General features: G+C 42.9%; 12 protein-coding genes and 1 pseudogene. 3 read left to right on the forward strand and 10 right to left on the reverse strand.

From position 1 onward, the window contains the following. Nucleotides 1–406 precede the first annotated feature (406 nt). Genes EXW93_RS14095 through EXW93_RS14105 form a run of 3 tightly spaced genes read right to left on the reverse strand, consistent with a single transcriptional unit; the run spans nt 407 to nt 2,602 of the window. Nucleotides 407–1,171 (reverse strand): tyrosine-protein phosphatase, encoded by a 765-nt coding sequence (locus tag EXW93_RS14095; protein ID WP_174316648.1) that lies wholly within the window; start codon nt 1,169–1,171, stop codon nt 407–409. Nucleotides 1,172–1,182: 11 nt separating this feature from the next. Then, a complete protein-coding gene (locus EXW93_RS14100) occupies nt 1,183–1,878 on the reverse strand; it encodes a CpsD/CapB family tyrosine-protein kinase (RefSeq protein ID WP_174316649.1) in 696 nt (231 codons plus the stop codon). Continuing rightward, complete coding sequence (locus tag EXW93_RS14105) at nt 1,871–2,602, reverse strand: YveK family protein (protein WP_174316650.1); 732 nt, start codon at nt 2,600–2,602, stop codon at nt 1,871–1,873. The genes EXW93_RS14100 and EXW93_RS14105 overlap by 8 nt, the downstream gene beginning before the upstream one ends. Before the next feature lie 195 nt (nt 2,603–2,797). Here EXW93_RS14105 and EXW93_RS14110 point away from each other — a divergent pair, with 195 nt between their 5' ends. Continuing rightward, nucleotides 2,798–3,949, forward strand: coding sequence for a hypothetical protein (locus EXW93_RS14110; protein WP_174316651.1), 1,152 nt, complete (start codon nt 2,798–2,800; stop codon nt 3,947–3,949). A gap of 41 nt (nt 3,950–3,990) precedes the next feature. Here the strand turns inward: EXW93_RS14110 and EXW93_RS14115 are convergent, their stop codons facing one another. Continuing rightward, a complete protein-coding gene (locus EXW93_RS14115) occupies nt 3,991–4,917 on the reverse strand; it encodes an LCP family glycopolymer transferase (RefSeq protein WP_174316652.1) in 927 nt (308 codons plus the stop codon). Nucleotides 4,918–5,705: 788 nt separating this feature from the next. Here EXW93_RS14115 and EXW93_RS14120 point away from each other — a divergent pair. After that, nucleotides 5,706–6,782, forward strand: coding sequence for a YheC/YheD family protein (locus EXW93_RS14120; protein WP_174316653.1), 1,077 nt, complete (start codon nt 5,706–5,708; stop codon nt 6,780–6,782). Nucleotides 6,783–6,842: 60 nt separating this feature from the next. On the opposite strand, the pseudogene EXW93_RS16690 reads toward EXW93_RS14120, so the two are convergent. From EXW93_RS16690 to EXW93_RS14140, 5 genes and pseudogenes are all read right to left on the reverse strand, one after another. Further along, nucleotides 6,843–6,950, reverse strand: a pseudogene (locus EXW93_RS16690) (IS30 family transposase); the annotation flags it as partial. Nucleotides 6,951–8,038: 1,088 nt separating this feature from the next. Continuing rightward, complete coding sequence (locus EXW93_RS14125; RefSeq protein ID WP_174316654.1) at nt 8,039–10,720, reverse strand: Ig-like domain-containing domain; 2,682 nt, start codon at nt 10,718–10,720, stop codon at nt 8,039–8,041. Nucleotides 10,721–11,628: 908 nt separating this feature from the next. Next, complete coding sequence (locus tag EXW93_RS14130; RefSeq protein WP_174316655.1) at nt 11,629–12,981, reverse strand: Ig-like domain-containing protein; 1,353 nt, start codon at nt 12,979–12,981, stop codon at nt 11,629–11,631. 173 nt (nt 12,982–13,154) lie between these two features. Further along, nucleotides 13,155–13,562, reverse strand: a complete 408-nt coding sequence (locus EXW93_RS14135; protein WP_174316656.1) for a hypothetical protein — start codon at nt 13,560–13,562, stop codon at nt 13,155–13,157. Nucleotides 13,563–13,635: 73 nt separating this feature from the next. Next, on the reverse strand, nt 13,636–14,871 hold the full coding sequence (locus EXW93_RS14140) for a UDP-glucose dehydrogenase family protein (RefSeq protein ID WP_174316657.1): 1,236 nt from the start codon (nt 14,869–14,871) through the stop codon (nt 13,636–13,638). Nucleotides 14,872–14,981: 110 nt separating this feature from the next. On the opposite strand from EXW93_RS14140, the gene EXW93_RS14145 reads away from it, so the two are divergent. Further along, nucleotides 14,982–15,230, forward strand: coding sequence for a hypothetical protein (locus tag EXW93_RS14145; protein ID WP_041255214.1), 249 nt, complete (start codon nt 14,982–14,984; stop codon nt 15,228–15,230). Nucleotides 15,231–15,293: 63 nt separating this feature from the next. Here the strand turns inward: EXW93_RS14145 and EXW93_RS14150 are convergent, their stop codons facing one another. Further along, nucleotides 15,294–15,722 (reverse strand): helix-turn-helix domain-containing protein, encoded by a 429-nt coding sequence (locus tag EXW93_RS14150; RefSeq protein WP_174316658.1) that lies wholly within the window; start codon nt 15,720–15,722, stop codon nt 15,294–15,296. Between the last annotated feature and the right edge of the window lie 55 nt (nt 15,723–15,777).

Here is a 15,777-nt window from a genome sequence, read left to right on the forward strand (position 1 = left end):
TCTTGGATATAAGAAAAAGTATGTAAATGCAATTGCTATACAAAGAGCTACCGCATCAATACATGCTAATGTCAGCGTTCGATAATAGTAGTAAAATTTCATTAATTAAACTTCCTTTCTCTTCAAGATCGAAGTTATATTTATCATATTTTTGGGAATTCATTAGTTATGTTTTGATTGAGTCTATTTCAAACTCCTTTCAATCACTCAAATTAAGTAATCACGCTAATGAGCGTTCATTTTCTTAATACCAATTTATAAATATAATTCCATACTTTATATAAATTAAGATACCATACAACTTATTTAATTTTATATAAATTTTTCCATAATTTCATAATGTAAGCGTTACCATAAAAAAAAGAGAGTGCGATTTCACTCTCTTTCCCTTACCTTAACAAAAATGTTATACCCATTTCCCTTTCCAATTCTTTTCAATTGGGTTTGGAGGATTAATCGTAATTAGCTGATTCAATAAAACTGCTTCATTGTTTTCATAAATTTCATCAATCAGCCAGTCTTCTAATTTTTTTTCAAGCACTCGTTCACATTGTTTCCAGTAAAACGGACGTTTCTCAATATGATGCGCATCACTCGCAATAAGATGGGCTTGTGCATTTTCTAGTAACGCAATGGCGAAGCGCTGTACATCCTTACCGTACTTCCCAACTAAACTAGCACATGTAACTTGACTAATCGCACCATTCGAAATCAATTCAAATAATAAAGATGGATTCTGAATAATCGCTTTATTCTTTTCCGGATGCGCAACAATCGGAATGTAACCATCTGAAATCAATTCAGCGAACACTTGACGCGCATATGATGGAATTCCACTCGATGGGAACTCGATCAAAATGTAGCGCGACTCATTGAGTGTTAACGCTTGCCCTGCTTCTATGGCTTCCATCAATTCACCAATCAAACGAATTTCATGTCCTGGATAGACAGTAATTGGGATGTCACGTTGTTTTAATAACACGTTGAACTCATTCACTGTCAATTGAACGTCGACGTCTTCTGTCTCAAATTGCGGATGATAGAGATGTGGTGTCGCGATGATTCGTGATACTCCCTCGGCAGCAGCTTGTTCTGCTAACTGTAACGCGTGCTCGACACTAGACGGACCGTCATCGACGAGCGGCAAGATATGACAATGGATATCAACCATGTGAATGTCCCTCACTCATAAGAATAGTAGTATTGATATGCTGAATCATCTGTCAGTTCACGACGGTTCAAGACGACGCCAAGGATTTTAGCTTCAGCGAGATCGAGTTGCTCTTTCGCTTTTAAGACACGTTGACGATCAGACGTCGTACAGCCGACGACGAGTACGACACCATCCGTGAGCTTAGATGTAATGCGACTATCCGCCACTTGTAGCAATGGTGGTGCATCGAAGATAATTACATCAAAATCTGCCCGTAATTGTGATACAAGGTGCTCCATCGCGCGTGACGATAATAACTCTGCTGGGTTCGGCGGAATCGGACCAGCTGTCAAAATCGATAAGTTATCGACTTTTGTCGGTAAAATGGCTTTTTCTTTTTCTGCCTGACGCGTCAAAAGACTTGATAGACCTAAACCATTTGCAACTTTAAACGTATAGTGTACTGTAGGGCGACGCATATCCGTATCGATGATTAAGACTTTTTTTCCTTGTTGCGCATAAGCGACTGCAAGATTGGACGAAGTCGTCGACTTCCCTTCCCCTTGCGTAGCAGATGTGACAAGAATCGCCTGAATCTCACGATCGACAGCCATGAACTCAATATTCGTTCGAATCGTCCGATATTGTTCAGCGACGGGTGACTTTGGTTGTGTCACCGTAATCAACTTTCGTGCGTCTTTATTCATTTTACTTTTCTTAGCCATATTGTTTGACCGCCCCTCGTTTGGCTGCCTTCGATGAAGACTTGAACACTTTGCTATCGATATCTGGAATGCTACCGAGAACCGGAAGATCAAGAATTTGTTGGACTTGCTCTTCTGTACGAATCCGGCGATCGAGCACTTCACGCAAGAAAGCTAGACCAATACCAAGCAAGAGACCCACTACTGCAGCAATCGCTGTATTTAAGATGATGTTCGGGCTGACCGGTGATGTCGGAATACCTGAAACCGATAAGACTTTGACATTATCGACATTCATCAACTTTGGAATATCCTCACTAAACACGCTCGCGACAGAATTCGCAATGTCCGAAGCAAGTGCCGCGTCTGTACTTTGAACGGACACGTTGATGACTTGGGAGTTTTGTTCACTTTCGACCGTGATCATATTGTTGAGTGCGGATAAACTGGTTGGAGCATTCGAAACTTCTTTTTGAACCGTTTCTAAAATCGCTGGACTTTTAATGATGACACGATATGTATTAACGAGCGTAACCGATGATTGGACTTGTTGCGCATCAATGATGTTATTTTCTTGCTTCTTCGGTGTGACCAGGATCTGCGTTTCTGCTTGATAAGTTGGCTTAATTAAAAAGCTACTAACCGCAAACGAAATCAAGGCCACCACAACCGTTAGTGCCACAATCCGCCACAACGATTTACGTAAAACCGAAAATAATTCCTGCAAGCTGATCGTTTCATTCATGGTTTAATGATTCTCCTTTATTTATCTAATTCAATGTTTTATAACATAACTAAAGCTTAGTATAACAAATTTTGGGGAAATGGTTGATGATTTTTTAGGTGATTTCATACTTTTTTGAAAAACATTGCGTATAATAAAAGGTGAATTGTTCTAATTTTACATTCATCCCTGCAATCAGATATAGGAGGTTCTTTTATGCATCGCTCTCTTCAAGTGTTACAATTTTATACTTCTCACTCTATTGAGGATATTTCTCGTCTGCATGAACGCATTCGATCGAGTCTCGCTTCGACAGAATCATTGACCGATACGATGAATCGCATCACAGGTCAACCACCACTCATTCCGTACGAAGCAGATGCAGTGACTGCGACGGAATGGGATGCTTTTCTTGGCGGAGAGCACCATCCCGTACTCGCTGATTTTTATGGTGCACTGGTCGCTCGTCCGCTGCTAGACGAGGATGGTCCGCTTTCAGATGAAGAGACGACGCCGATTTCGGTACTTTCTCGAAGTCAACGTAACCCAGAAACAAAACGTCGGATAAAAGAAAAAGACATTCAGCACGCCAGTGCAAAACGTCCACTCCCTTGGAGGTGGATTGCCTTATTGATGCTTTGCTTCTTACTTGGATCTGGTGGCACTTACGCTTATTCGACGTACTTTGCCCATCCGACACAAACCACTCCGAAAGCCAGTCTCGAAAAACCGGTATTGATTGAGAAAACAAAAGAGAAAGAGACACCAGTAGAAGAGACCAAAACAGAAGTGTCTGACATACTTTATGTCAAAACTCGCTCGAGCAATGTGTATCGAGAAGAATCCATGTCGACTTTGCTTTATGAAGCCGATTTCGGCGACGGATATCGCATCATTGATAAGAAGGATAATATTACAGAAATCGAGCTATCAGACAAGGTAACTGGATTCATTAAGTCGTCCGATACAACGAACAAGCTCGAAGGAGAAGCGCTCACTGATGATGTTTTATTGAAGTGGGTGAACGATCAACTCGATACCAGCTTCGTCACGGGCACACTCATTGACCTTATCGGTAAAACAAGCACTGAATTAAATAGTCTATATGGACCAGCCGACCGTACATTCAACGATGAAATACATGATTATCAATTTTATGGCGATCACTTCTTTATTTTAAAAGATGATCGCGTTATCGCGATCGACTGGACGAATACGAACATCACGAATGCTCAACTAGCTTCTCTTGCACCACTACAACTCGAGACGGACTCAACCGGGCTCATTACGAGTAACTCGTATCGGCTACAGCGTTTCGCAAAAGATGGCACAGTGAGTCGCATCCGACTGGCGGAACAGTCGTTTTAAACCAAAAGCACTGAACCCTCGAGGATTCAGTGCTTTTTTGTTCATTCCAAATCAAGCGAGTAACGTAATGCGACTTTCGTATCGTTCAATGAGTCTTCCGTCGGATGCCAGTAATAAATCCCATCCGCCTCTTTCCCTCCCGTCCCTTCAAGCTTTAAGTTTTTTTGATTACGAAATGCATCCATGTAATCGAAAGCGAGTGTCCGCATCGGCTCGAACGAGACGTTCGTCTGAGCATTTTTACCGACGACATCCATGATGGCATTAAACTTACTGAGCGAGACATCCGTTGAGAGTTTAGAGACTACCTGTCCAATGACTTCCCGTTGTCGCATCTGACGACCGAAGTCTCCTCGTGGATCTTCATAGCGCATCCGTGTAAATTTCAAAGCGGACGCTCCGTCCAAGTTCACCTGACCAATCGGGAAATGAACGTTTTCAACCTGGAAGTCGAGATCATTGTTGACGGTCACTCCACCGACGGCATCGACGAGCGACGTAAATCCTTCCATGTTAATTTCCGCATAGTAGTTGATAGGAATATCGAGAAACTTCTCAACAGTCTTGATTGCCATGTCAGGACCACCGAACGAATAGGCATGGTTGATTTTATCGTTCGTTCCTTGACCAACGATATCAACCTTCGTGTCACGTGGAATACTGATGAGACGACTTTCGCTTCGCGTCGGATTGAGCGTCATGACCATGATCGTGTCACTTCGTCCACGCTCACCTTGACGTTTGTCGACTCCTAGTAAAAGAATCGAGACCGGCTTTTGTTTTTCGACGATTCGATCACCTGTGTTCTTGACCGGACCTTGAATTTGTTTGACGGTCTGATCGACTTGATAATAAGTGTAACCGATGAAACCACCGATACCCGTCAATAATACGACGGCTAATAAAAAGAGAATTTTCAATGGCGTGAATCTTTTTTTATTTTTTTTTCGTTTCCGCACTTTTTCCATGAATAGATACCCCTTTAGGAAGATATGATGTTATTAAATCAAATAATACATAATTGATTTTTCTTGTCCATCATAATACACCTATGGGATTTTATGTATTATTTTTTGCATTTACTTTTATTTGGAAAAATGACTAGTATTGACCACGTACCCTATTCAATCGTTCCACCAGAATACAAACAATTGATCTCATCGGCGCACGAGCTTGTCGTTCAATCTGAATTCTCTTTACACTCTTAAAGGAATACAATACAACGTGCCTAAAAACATTCATCGATTCCGACATGAGCTTTCTTTATTCCAACGAATTCGGATCAATCACTCGACTAGGTACGAAAGGATCAATATGTGACCCGTGGAACGTCCAGTTAGTGCCAATCGTCCGGCTATGACTGGCAACCAAAAAGACCACACTTGGTGCACTACGTTTATATGCCACACCTCTTTCGCTTCATCGCCTTATTCGGTATAGACAGGATTCCGTCTCGTAAAACCGTAGAAGGTTGCGTCTTAGACATCTTGCATGCTTTCGGATCCAAGCTATTATCATTCGAGATCCATCTCTGTTTGACGCTTTCTGTTGTAGGAAGCAGAACATGACTCCTAACGAGTCCTTCTTTGACTATCGCCTAATAACTTTATTTTAAGCAAATCGTTATCGCTTTTCGCCTACTTCTCTATTAGGCCCTACGCTTTAGATTATAATTCGTCAAATTTTTATAACATTTTACCCTAATATGAAATACAATAATGGTAATTACATGAAATTGAAAAAGGAGTGGCTGAGCATGATTGTTTTATATAACAATATGAAATCTCCCCGAACAATCCTACCGAAAGAACGAGTGCATCATTACATAGAACAAGCACATCATTTAGGACGGCAGTTAGCCAGTTGCATGATTGAGGATGTTGATTTTGAGGCAGAAGTCATTCATGCGGAAGTCTATGACGGAGAGTGGCGGCGGCAAACAATTCCGTTTCCTTCCTTACTTTTGAACGAGAACTGCGTCGTTCCTTCAAAGTCGATGCATCCAGAAGAAGATCTACGCCTTCAACAAGTCATCCCTCATTTCTTTCATCTGATTGATGATAAGTATCTGCTTCAACAACGACTAGAAAAGTCAGGATCATGGGACACCTTGTTCATCCCGACCAAACGATTAACGGGATTTGATCAATTTTTAAAACAGCTGAAGCAACACAGCGTCATCGTCTTAAAGCCGAGCAATGCGTCTAAAGGAACAGGCATATATAAAATTATGAAAGCAGCAGGACTCGGATACTCTGTAACCATTCAAGATGAGCGTCATACCTATACATATCAACAGCTTCACACATGGATTCACTCTTTGGTGGAGCAAGGGAACTATATTATGCAGCCATTCGTGATATCACGCACAGCAAGCGGCGAAACTTTCCATCTGCGCACTCATCTCATTCGGAATGCTTTTGGTCAATGGACAGTTCTTACTTCCATTGCGGATATCGCAAAAAAAGGGCGGTTCATCACGAACTGGAGTGGCTATAAAACAGAGCGGGCTGACGTGTTCCTTCAATCGTTATATCCTGAAGGTGCCTTCATGCATCGTGCACTCCTTGAGCAAAGTCTTTTACTGGCGAAAGCGATCGACGCTCTCTATCCTTTCACCTTGCCGGAGCTTGCGCTTGATTTTGCGTTAGACGAAACATGTACTCTTCGATTTTTCGAAGCCAACACGGGACCTGAAATCATTGCCTATAAAGAAGAACGAGAACAACGACGAGCAGAAGCCTTAATTCCCTTTGCGGATGCTGTATCGCAAGCAATCAAAGGGATTCCTATCGAACAACGATTTGGAAGATATTTTAAAGTCGGACAGTGATGTTTCAAGTATTACGTGAAAAACATGTAGCCAACTGAAAAAATATATTTTTTTGCTCGCAGAAGGCTGACACCCGAGGCGTTCCATAATCTTTCGGATAGAGTAACCTAGCTCTAGACACGTCTCTATTTTTATTCTTTCTGATGTGGTAAGAAGAATATAGCTCATAACGATTCTTCCGTTGAATGCAGGGTGATAACTCTATTCTACACAAGGTCGTTATGGGTTTTTGGTGTTTTCAGCTAGGTGTTGCACTAAATAGCACAATCCGTCCTACCCTTACTTAAATGATTGGACATTTTCATCATGATTATCGTGATGTCTTTCACTATCTGAGGAATCACTCATGACAACAAGCAAGCTCTCTACTAGTGAAATCTCAGAAGAATGACGCTCAAGGTGTGCTACACTCTTTCGGATTAAGAAACGTAATACGAGATACCCGGCTCTATTCAAACTCTTTCTATTGTAGTGAGATAAACTTCAGAACGAGTTAAAATAGAAACGCTTAGATTTTCAATGCGAAAAATTGCTAATAACACGTCAGCGCCCCTTCATTTCGCCTGAATTAAATAGTACACAGTATTCATAGGACCGATGTAAGCGTTTTGTAATAAAAGGAAAACGCCAAAAACTACGTAAAACATAAGGACTCTTGAACGTAAGGCCTCTTAAACATAAGAGGAATGTAGAGCCGATTCTATATCATACCGCCGATAGTGAACCGCTTTTCTCATTCGATTTAGCGCACTATTCGAACACTCTACGTTACTTTTTCAACTAGAACGTTCTAATACAGGACGACGGACTATGGAAAGAAGCTCAGCTGTCATGAACGGAAACAAGACCCTCTTGACCTTCCCGTGTTCTTTATGGATTCATATTATTTTGGGTAACGTGGCAGCAACAAAAAAGTCAATCGTCTTCTATGCAAGTTCTTTCTAAGAGGGATGAACTTCGGAAGGATTACCTCAACAAAACTGAATCACGCACTTTCATCTTGATAATCGATCACAGAAATGTCTCGATTGGAAAACGGTATATCAGGTCTGTTCTTAAAAATCGCCGCGCTTGATTTGACAAACTATCTCAAAAAAAGGTTCTCGAGACGCGTTGTCGTCTCGAGAACCTTTTCGTTTGTGAAGCTGAGTTATGTTCCAGCCTCTACATAGAATGGAGTTGATGATTAGTTATCAACTCCATTCGCTTAATCCGGGTAAGATTAAGTTATATTTAATTTTTTAAGAAAGGATTAATTAGTTTGTGACAATGATGTTAGCAGGAACAGAAAGTTTGTTCCCTTTCACATCTTTAATGTCTAGTGTATCAAGGGCTTTCAATGAAAGACCTTTAGCGAGTTGCTCAGCAGTCACTCCTGGCGTCAATGTGATTGTCGCTTTCGTAGCGCCAGTCACTGTAACACTTTTACTACCGAGTGAAGTCTTAGATTCTACAAGCGTCTCGAAATCAAGACCAGCAGTATCAGTAATCGCTTCAGAGAATGTCAATTCGATTGTATCAGTAGCAATCAATTTAGCTCCAGTAACCGTTGGTGCGACGTTTTCATTAAATGATTGTTGACTCATATATTTATCCATCGCAACAGAAGAACCTTTTGCCTTAACTCCTTCAACTGATACATTTCGGAGTCCCGTGAATGTGTTCGAACCTTTTTTAAGATCAAGTTCAACAACGTTTTCAGCACCTGCGTTTGAGATTAATGTAGCTTTCTCCACAACGATACCGTCAATTTTGTAGTTCGAAGCCATTGTTGCTGTCATTCCATCGACTGCACCATTGAATGTTACACGCACTAGGTCGTTATTCACTACTTGATAAGTCGCTACAGTTGCCTTAGCCTCTGATGTTGCTACTCCATCTTTACCACGTGTGAACGATACATCTGCAGTTTTTGATGAAGAGTTTGCTGGAGTCGCTTTATCTTTAACGATACCTGCAGCAGAACCAGTAAGCGTTAAGTTGTAAACGCCACCTTCAGCATCTGCTCCGAGAAGAAGTGAGTCAAGTGCAACACGGACTGTTTTCTTATCGTCTTTTAAGACAAGCGTTTTACCAGAAGTTGAAACATTCGTCGTGATGAAGTTTTTAACATATGTTCCGCTAACGCTTACTGTACCGTCAACTGTGACTTCCTCATCGTACGAAAGTTCAAGATATTCTTTTTTGTCTGTTGCATCAACAACGATTTTTGAAGAAACGAGTTTAGGTGCCGTAGTATCCGCAACGAAGTTCACGACTTTTGTTACCGCTGCACTTTCTTGACCCGAGAGATCCGTAGCCGCACCAATTACGACATTTTTAAGACCTGATACTGAAGTGAATGTAGCAACATATTTCGTTTTATCCGTAGCATCTTGAACGAGTGTCGCTTCATTTCCATCCACTGTAACTGCAGGAGCAGCAATCAACTCTTCGCTGAATTTAATTTCGAGTTTAGTTGTACCCATTGGTGTGAGCGATGAAACCACTGGTGCTACACCATCTTTAGCTCCTTTTTGGAACGTAAACGATGATGGGTTTGGCGAGATGATGTTTCCTGCTACGTCTTGAAGACCGATTATCGTTGCTTTGATTTCTTTACCAGCCTCAACTGCAGAACCAATCGTGAAGATCGCTTCCGTCGCACCTTGTGCGATTGTTCCAGTTACTGCTGCATCTGTACCATCAGCGAACTTGAATGTCGTCCCAGTGAACGCTTTGACAGGCTCAGAGAATTTAACTTTAATACGTGAAGCATCAATTTTCTCAGTTCCGATGATCATCGGTGCTGTCGTATCAGCTGCTACGTTGATTGTTGTAACAAACTTCGCGATTGCTGCACCTTTTGATGATTTCACGCCATCAATCGTTACATCGTAACGTTTTGAGATTGGATTTTGTGTCTTGATGATAAGTTTTTTACCTTCAAGTGTAGCAGTGAGCGCTCCAGCAGGAATAGAATCAAGTGATGCTACTGTAACAACACCTGCTTTAAGTGAGCCATCAGCAGCGAAAATCGTATCAGCATCAACTGCTTTGTTGAATTTCACTTCAATTTGTGATCCATTGATTGCTTCAGCTGAAAGAACTTTCGCACCTTCAACAACAGCTTCTTTTACTTCAGATTTCACTTCACCGACTTTAATTGCGAAAGAATGTGTTCCTACTGGAAGATCTTTTGCCTTAGCCATGAATTTACCATCTTTTAATTCAGCTGGAACTACGATTGCAGCAGATTCATTTTTGAAAGGATATACGAGAAGTTCTGCTTTCGCATCTTTCGCAGGGTACTTCACGTCAGCTGATACTGAAAGTTCATAGTCAGCTTCAGCTGCTACGATATTCATGATTTCAGCAGCTTTGACTTCATAAGCGATTGAACCCTTGATTGAAGAGTTTTTGCCCATGTAGTTGTAAGACAATTTCATCATGCCAGCTTTGTCTGTTTTTTCAGCCGTGAGGTTGAACGATTTAGCAGAACGAGCGATGACTTTACCATCTTTGTATTTCACGTCGATTGTTGAAGGAAGGTTGAGTTTCTCACCAACTGCGACAGGATCAAGCTTTGGCTCAACAACGTCAACTGGGTAGTTGTTCAACTTGACTTTGATCGAAACTTTTTTCGTAGTACCTGAAACAGTACCAGAGATTGTTTGGTATTTACCGATGTATTTTTTGTCGTAAGAGACTTTGCCCCATTTGACTGAACGGTTTTCGTATTTCTTGTTTGAAAGCAATACTTTGACCGTTTTTGGAAGTGAGAGTTTTTTCACTGCGAATGTGTAACCACCGTAGTGCGAGATTGATTTAGGTGCAGTAATTGATTTAACTGTGACTTTCGATGCAGCATCCGCCGTAAGGCCTGGTGCTACTGCTGAAGCTGTCACTGCAAGAGCAGCTGCTGCAGCGTATAATTTGTTCGATTTCTTCGTGCCCATGTGTAAAAATCCTCCCTTAATTAAACTACTAGTTGACTTGACGACTTGCCTCCAATAAAAGACAAAAGACAAACTTCAGGATCTCCTTCACCCAGCCTTTTCTCGTCCATACAATGGTAATTTAGTTGATATTTATACCAACAAAATTTCAATTGTATTTCGAATCCAAGTCAGATAAAGGAAGAAGTCTTACGTCCTGACGAAAATTGATAATTAGATAAAATAGGTAATATTAGAAACCTAATTTTTCCTTTTATATCGAATTAGTATGTAATCGTCATTCCATAATTCTTATCGACACCTGATACTCCAATGTTTAACGATTTATCAAAGAAAAATCGTTTTTCATGAATTTGCAGGTTAATCCCACTGTTTACCAGTTGTCTCGACCTACAAGAATAAATATACCGAAAGTGTTTCATTTCAACAACCCTAAATTTGTAACTAAAATGCAATCTAATGGTCTTATTAAAAATTTTTTGTATGGTGTCTTATGGAAAATCATTTTCCGGTTACCATACTGTTAAAAAACACCTTTTTTTCGACAAAAAGTGACACATTTTCACGACTGGGTGTCGAATGATTTTTTTATCAAAAAAGCTAGACTAACTTCTCTACTTTTAGTCTGATTTTAAAAAACGCGGAAATGATTCGAAAGTCACGCTCTGATTTTCGATCTAATAAAGATCAAAAAAATTTTTTTTAGATGTTTTTTGATCATTTTCTATACTCGATGTTCGTCGAACCTGCTTGGAGTTGTGACTAATTCATGAACCCAAGTCGTATTTATGAATAGCTCTCAAACATTTCACCAGTTTTAAAAAAGTCATTTTCCAATGGTGGTCGCACTCACCTTGAAATCCTAACAAAAAAGAAACAGCAGGTGAGACCCACTATTTCTTCTAGAATTATTTTTTTGAGACCCGGAGTTGCTTCGTCGTCTTCCCGTATTTATTTTGTGAAGTGACGGTAATGACCGTTCCTGCTTTTTGTTTTTTAACTTTCCAATCAAAGCGTCCTTTAGAATCTGCTTTTTTCGTGTATGTCTTTTTTCCAAGCTTCAGAGTAACAGTGGCACCTTTTTCAGTCGTTCCACTGACATGAGTTGACTTCACGTTCATCGCTTTCAAGCTGACGCTTGGTAACAGATGGCTCGATTTGACTTGGAATTGATAACGACCCGTATAGAGATCTGCGTCATTGATTTGTAGATAGTACGTTCCTTTTGGAAACGACCATGTATTCAGATAACGTCCTGGTGTATTAGATTCACCGGATAACCACACGTTGTCGATTGTCTTTCCCTGCTGATCAATCCAAATGATTCTCATAGCAGTAAGATACGACGATAACTCGAGTGTGATTTTACTTTTTTTCGGAACAATGATTTTATAGAAATCGTTCTGATCCGACCAATTTAGGAATCCTGTCATTTTTTTAAAGAAAGCTAGCTTTTCTGCTTCGACGATTCCGTCATTCGGTTCGTGCTCTGTATTGTTCGCTGCCTTAAAAGAGGCTTGAATGTCATAGACACCCGTGTAACCAATATAGGAACGGTCCATGTACAAATAATAAGTACCAGCAGCTACGTCGAATGAATGTAACCATCTACCAGGTGTTTTTTCCGAACTACTGATGAAATCACTATCTATCTTTTTTCCATCTTGATCCATTAGCGAGACTAATGACTGCTGATAGATATAAGTCGAAAGATCGAATGAAACCGTCCCGTCTTTCGGCACTTGAATGCGGTAGACATCACGCTCGTCTTGCTCAGAGAGTAATCCACGAATTTTTTGATTGAATGGTAAGGCTTGAGCCTCACTAGTTCCATTATTCGGTTCAACATCCTGTCCTGCCGTTTTCTTGAATGACGTCTCCACTTTGTAGTCACTCGGTTCACTACTATCATTCTCTACGACAAGACGATATGTCCCTGCTTCTAAGTAATAGTAATCATACTCTCTTGCAGGTGTCTTCCCATCACTATTCATCGAATGATGCATGATTTTATCGCTGTATTCGTCTAACAGATCAAAATCAGTATCTGGACCGAACGCTGTCAAATCGAATGCCAACTTCCCTGCGTCTTCTAATGTCACGTTATACTCATTCGTCCCAGAATCAGAGACATTTCCTTTCACTACACCATTCAGTGGTAACATCTCTTCTGCAGATACCAATGTACTGGACGGTCCGTAACCAATAAATACTGTACTCGCTAACAACATGGTCGCTGTCCACTTCCATACCTGTTTCATGATTTTATTCCTCCCTCAAAAAAGATTTCGACCTTAAGTATAACGAACACTTCGATTCGAACGTCTTCTTATTTTCTAATTAATGGTAATTGTTTTTTCGATTTTCTGTTCAATCACAAAAAAAGAAAGCCACGCGGACTTTCTTTTTAAAATCAAATCCTTTCTTATAAAACTTACGGTAGAGTATACATCGACTTTTCCAGTGCTTCAAGAAATGGACGTTCCGCAAAGGCATGACTCCGTTCTGCTGTGACGACGATCGTCTCCTTCTCGCGCTTAAAACGGACCGGTAGTCCTTCCGCGATCCAGTCGAGCTGGGCTTGCATCTTTTGGCGGATGCTGCCACCCTTGCGTTCGGCTTCCATGAACTGACGTATGTACTGCAGGACATAGCCGAATCCGAACTCGATCGGAATTCGGAGCTCCGTCCCCCGTTGACGGATCCGGATCACTCCTGCCCCGTAATGGACGGCACGTTCCCACTCTTCGTTCTGTCGTTGATTCCATCCGGGATATAACACGTGTGCCTCGAGCGCTCCTTTGGGACCACTCGGTTGAACCGCGAAATAATCGATCTGCATGTCGCTTCGTCCTTTCGTCTAGAAAAATAGGGATGACACCATGACTGGTCTCACCCCTAATGACAGGTCGCACTTAGCGTTTGTTCGAAAATTCTTTTCCCGGGCGTCCGATTGCTTCATAGGCGACGCCTGCCGGGGCATCGACGTACTGCCAACAGTTCCGTCCGTCAATCAAACGTGGCGTCTGCATGACGCGCGTCAACAGTTCTGGCGCCATCGTCTTCATCTCTGGCCACTCCGTCATGATGACGGCGACGTCCGCTCCGCGTAACGCTTCTTCAAGCGTTGATTTCTGATCAAGCAATGTACGCGCCGCCGGATCATAGCCGACGACGACGACACCGAGTTGCTCGAGCCGTTCCGCGAGGCGTAAGGCTGGCGCATCCCGTAAGTCGTCCGTTCCCGGCTTAAAGGCAAGACCGAGTAGCGCGACACGCATTCCCCGCTCCGGTCTGATCTTCGCGAGGACATAATCGAGCTGGGCTTCGTTCGTCCGGTCAGCTGCTTCGATGACGTGCAGCGTCGTCTCGTGCGTCCGCGCAAGCGTCGTCAATGCGGCGATGTCTTTCGGGAAACAAGATCCGCCGTAGCCGGCACCTGCTCGCAAGAAGGCAGAACCGATCCGAGGATCAAGTCCGATCCCGTGGGCGACTTCCGTCACGTCGGCACCGACTGCGTCCGCAAGGCGAGCGATCTCATTAATGAAACTGATTTTGACGGCGAGGAAACTGTTCGCCGCATACTTCGTCAATTCGGCAGTCGTCGGATCAACGACGACGACCGGAGCTGTAGTTTGAAATAACTGCTCGACCGTTTTCGCAAAGGCGGCATCCGTCGTCCCGATGATCAATCGGCTCGGCTGACGGTTGTCCGCGAGGGCCGTTCCTTCACGCAGAAACTCCGGCACCATCGCAAAGCGTAACGTCGGGTGCTCGTCTTGCAGGCGTGCCGTCGTTCCCGGTGGCACCGTCGACTTGACGATGACACTCGCGCCCGGACGCGTTTCTTCAATCAAGCGTGCGACCGCTTCGACAGCCGATAGATCACAGCTACCGTCTGCCCGTTCTGGAGTCCCGACGGCGATCAAGTACAAGTCGGACGCCGGATAGTCCGTCGTGAACGTCAAGCGTTCGCGATTGAGGCGGAGCGCGTCTTCGATTCCTTCTTCGGTGATCGGTGCGATCCCTTGCGCTAACCGTTCCATCCGTTCTGCATTCAAGTCGACACACGTCACCTCATGTCCGTTTTCTGCGAGTCCGATCGCGGTGACGAGTCCGACATATCCTGTCCCAATCACTGTTGCTTGCATCTCCATCACGTCCTTGTCCATTTTTCTCTGTCTTCACTATACGGGAGGAAAGCCGATTTGTGCATCGAAAAAGCTTTCCGAATACGCTATACTGAGTACGGAATGGAGGAATGCATGTGGCGATCATCATTTTTAGCCTCATTTGTCTCTTCGCGTATCGGATCCGTAAGCTTCCAGAAGTCCTGCGGTCGATTTTACTCGTCCTTGGTTTAATCAGTGGATGGTTCGCGTTATTTGAGATCATTGGATATATCGAAGCCAATCCGTACTTGGCGGCCATCCCGATCGCACTCGGGCTCGGCTATTGGTACTGGAAACGTAAACAACGTTCCGTCAAAAAGACGCCTTCGGATCAGTGAAGGCGTCTTTTTCTATGACATACGAAAGCGCACGCGGGAGTTGTCCCTACGTACGCTTTGCTTTTAGGAGTGTTGTTTACGTTCCATCGACGCGATCTGTTCCTCGATATCGAGTAACTTCAATTCGTGTTCGAGCTCAAGGCGACGTTTCTTCCGTTTCAAGCGTGCGAGTTCCGCTTCCATCGACGCTTTCGAGGCTTCCGGTGTTGCCGTCTCACTCGATTGCATCGTCGCTTGGAGCGGATCAAAGACGTTCGACTTCGCGAACTGGGCTGCTTCCGGTCCGAACATATCTTGGATGATTGGGAGAATCTTGTTCAATGCCGTTCCCGGAATCTGTGATTTCTCATCGACTAATCGTTTCAACGCCAATTCATCGACACGATAGCCTTTGCCGTCCTGCTCCGCGTGCAATTCCCCTGTCCGAATCCAGCGCCGGACCGTCTCTTCCGATACGCGTAACAATTCACTGATCTGTTTTGTCGTCAGCATCGAATCCCTCTTTCCTGTGATTTGGTACTACTATTATGCGCATATGTGTGCGTGT

It is taken from the genome of Exiguobacterium sp. JMULE1 (assembly GCF_013337175.1).
Classification (GTDB): Bacteria; Bacillota; Bacilli; order Exiguobacteriales; family Exiguobacteriaceae; genus Exiguobacterium_A; species Exiguobacterium_A indicum.

Coding starts and splice junctions, on each gene's coding strand:
- EXW93_RS14140 (WP_174316657.1), bottom strand. CDS start 14,871: ATGCAAGCAACAGTGATTGGGACAGGATATGTCGGACTCGTCACCGCG.
- EXW93_RS14100 (WP_174316649.1), bottom strand. CDS start 1,878: ATGGCTAAGAAAAGTAAAATGAATAAAGACGCACGAAAGTTGATTACG.
- EXW93_RS14125 (WP_174316654.1), bottom strand. CDS start 10,720: ATGGGCACGAAGAAATCGAACAAATTATACGCTGCAGCAGCTGCTCTT.
- EXW93_RS14095 (WP_174316648.1), bottom strand. CDS start 1,171: ATGGTTGATATCCATTGTCATATCTTGCCGCTCGTCGATGACGGTCCG.
- EXW93_RS14135 (WP_174316656.1), bottom strand. CDS start 13,562: ATGCAGATCGATTATTTCGCGGTTCAACCGAGTGGTCCCAAAGGAGCG.
- EXW93_RS14110 (WP_174316651.1), top strand. CDS start 2,798: ATGCATCGCTCTCTTCAAGTGTTACAATTTTATACTTCTCACTCTATT.
- EXW93_RS14130 (WP_174316655.1), bottom strand. CDS start 12,981: ATGAAACAGGTATGGAAGTGGACAGCGACCATGTTGTTAGCGAGTACA.
- EXW93_RS14115 (WP_174316652.1), bottom strand. CDS start 4,917: ATGGAAAAAGTGCGGAAACGAAAAAAAAATAAAAAAAGATTCACGCCA.
- EXW93_RS14145 (WP_041255214.1), top strand. CDS start 14,982: ATGCATGTGGCGATCATCATTTTTAGCCTCATTTGTCTCTTCGCGTAT.
- EXW93_RS14105 (WP_174316650.1), bottom strand. CDS start 2,602: ATGAATGAAACGATCAGCTTGCAGGAATTATTTTCGGTTTTACGTAAA.
- EXW93_RS14120 (WP_174316653.1), top strand. CDS start 5,706: ATGATTGTTTTATATAACAATATGAAATCTCCCCGAACAATCCTACCG.
- EXW93_RS14150 (WP_174316658.1), bottom strand. CDS start 15,722: ATGCTGACGACAAAACAGATCAGTGAATTGTTACGCGTATCGGAAGAG.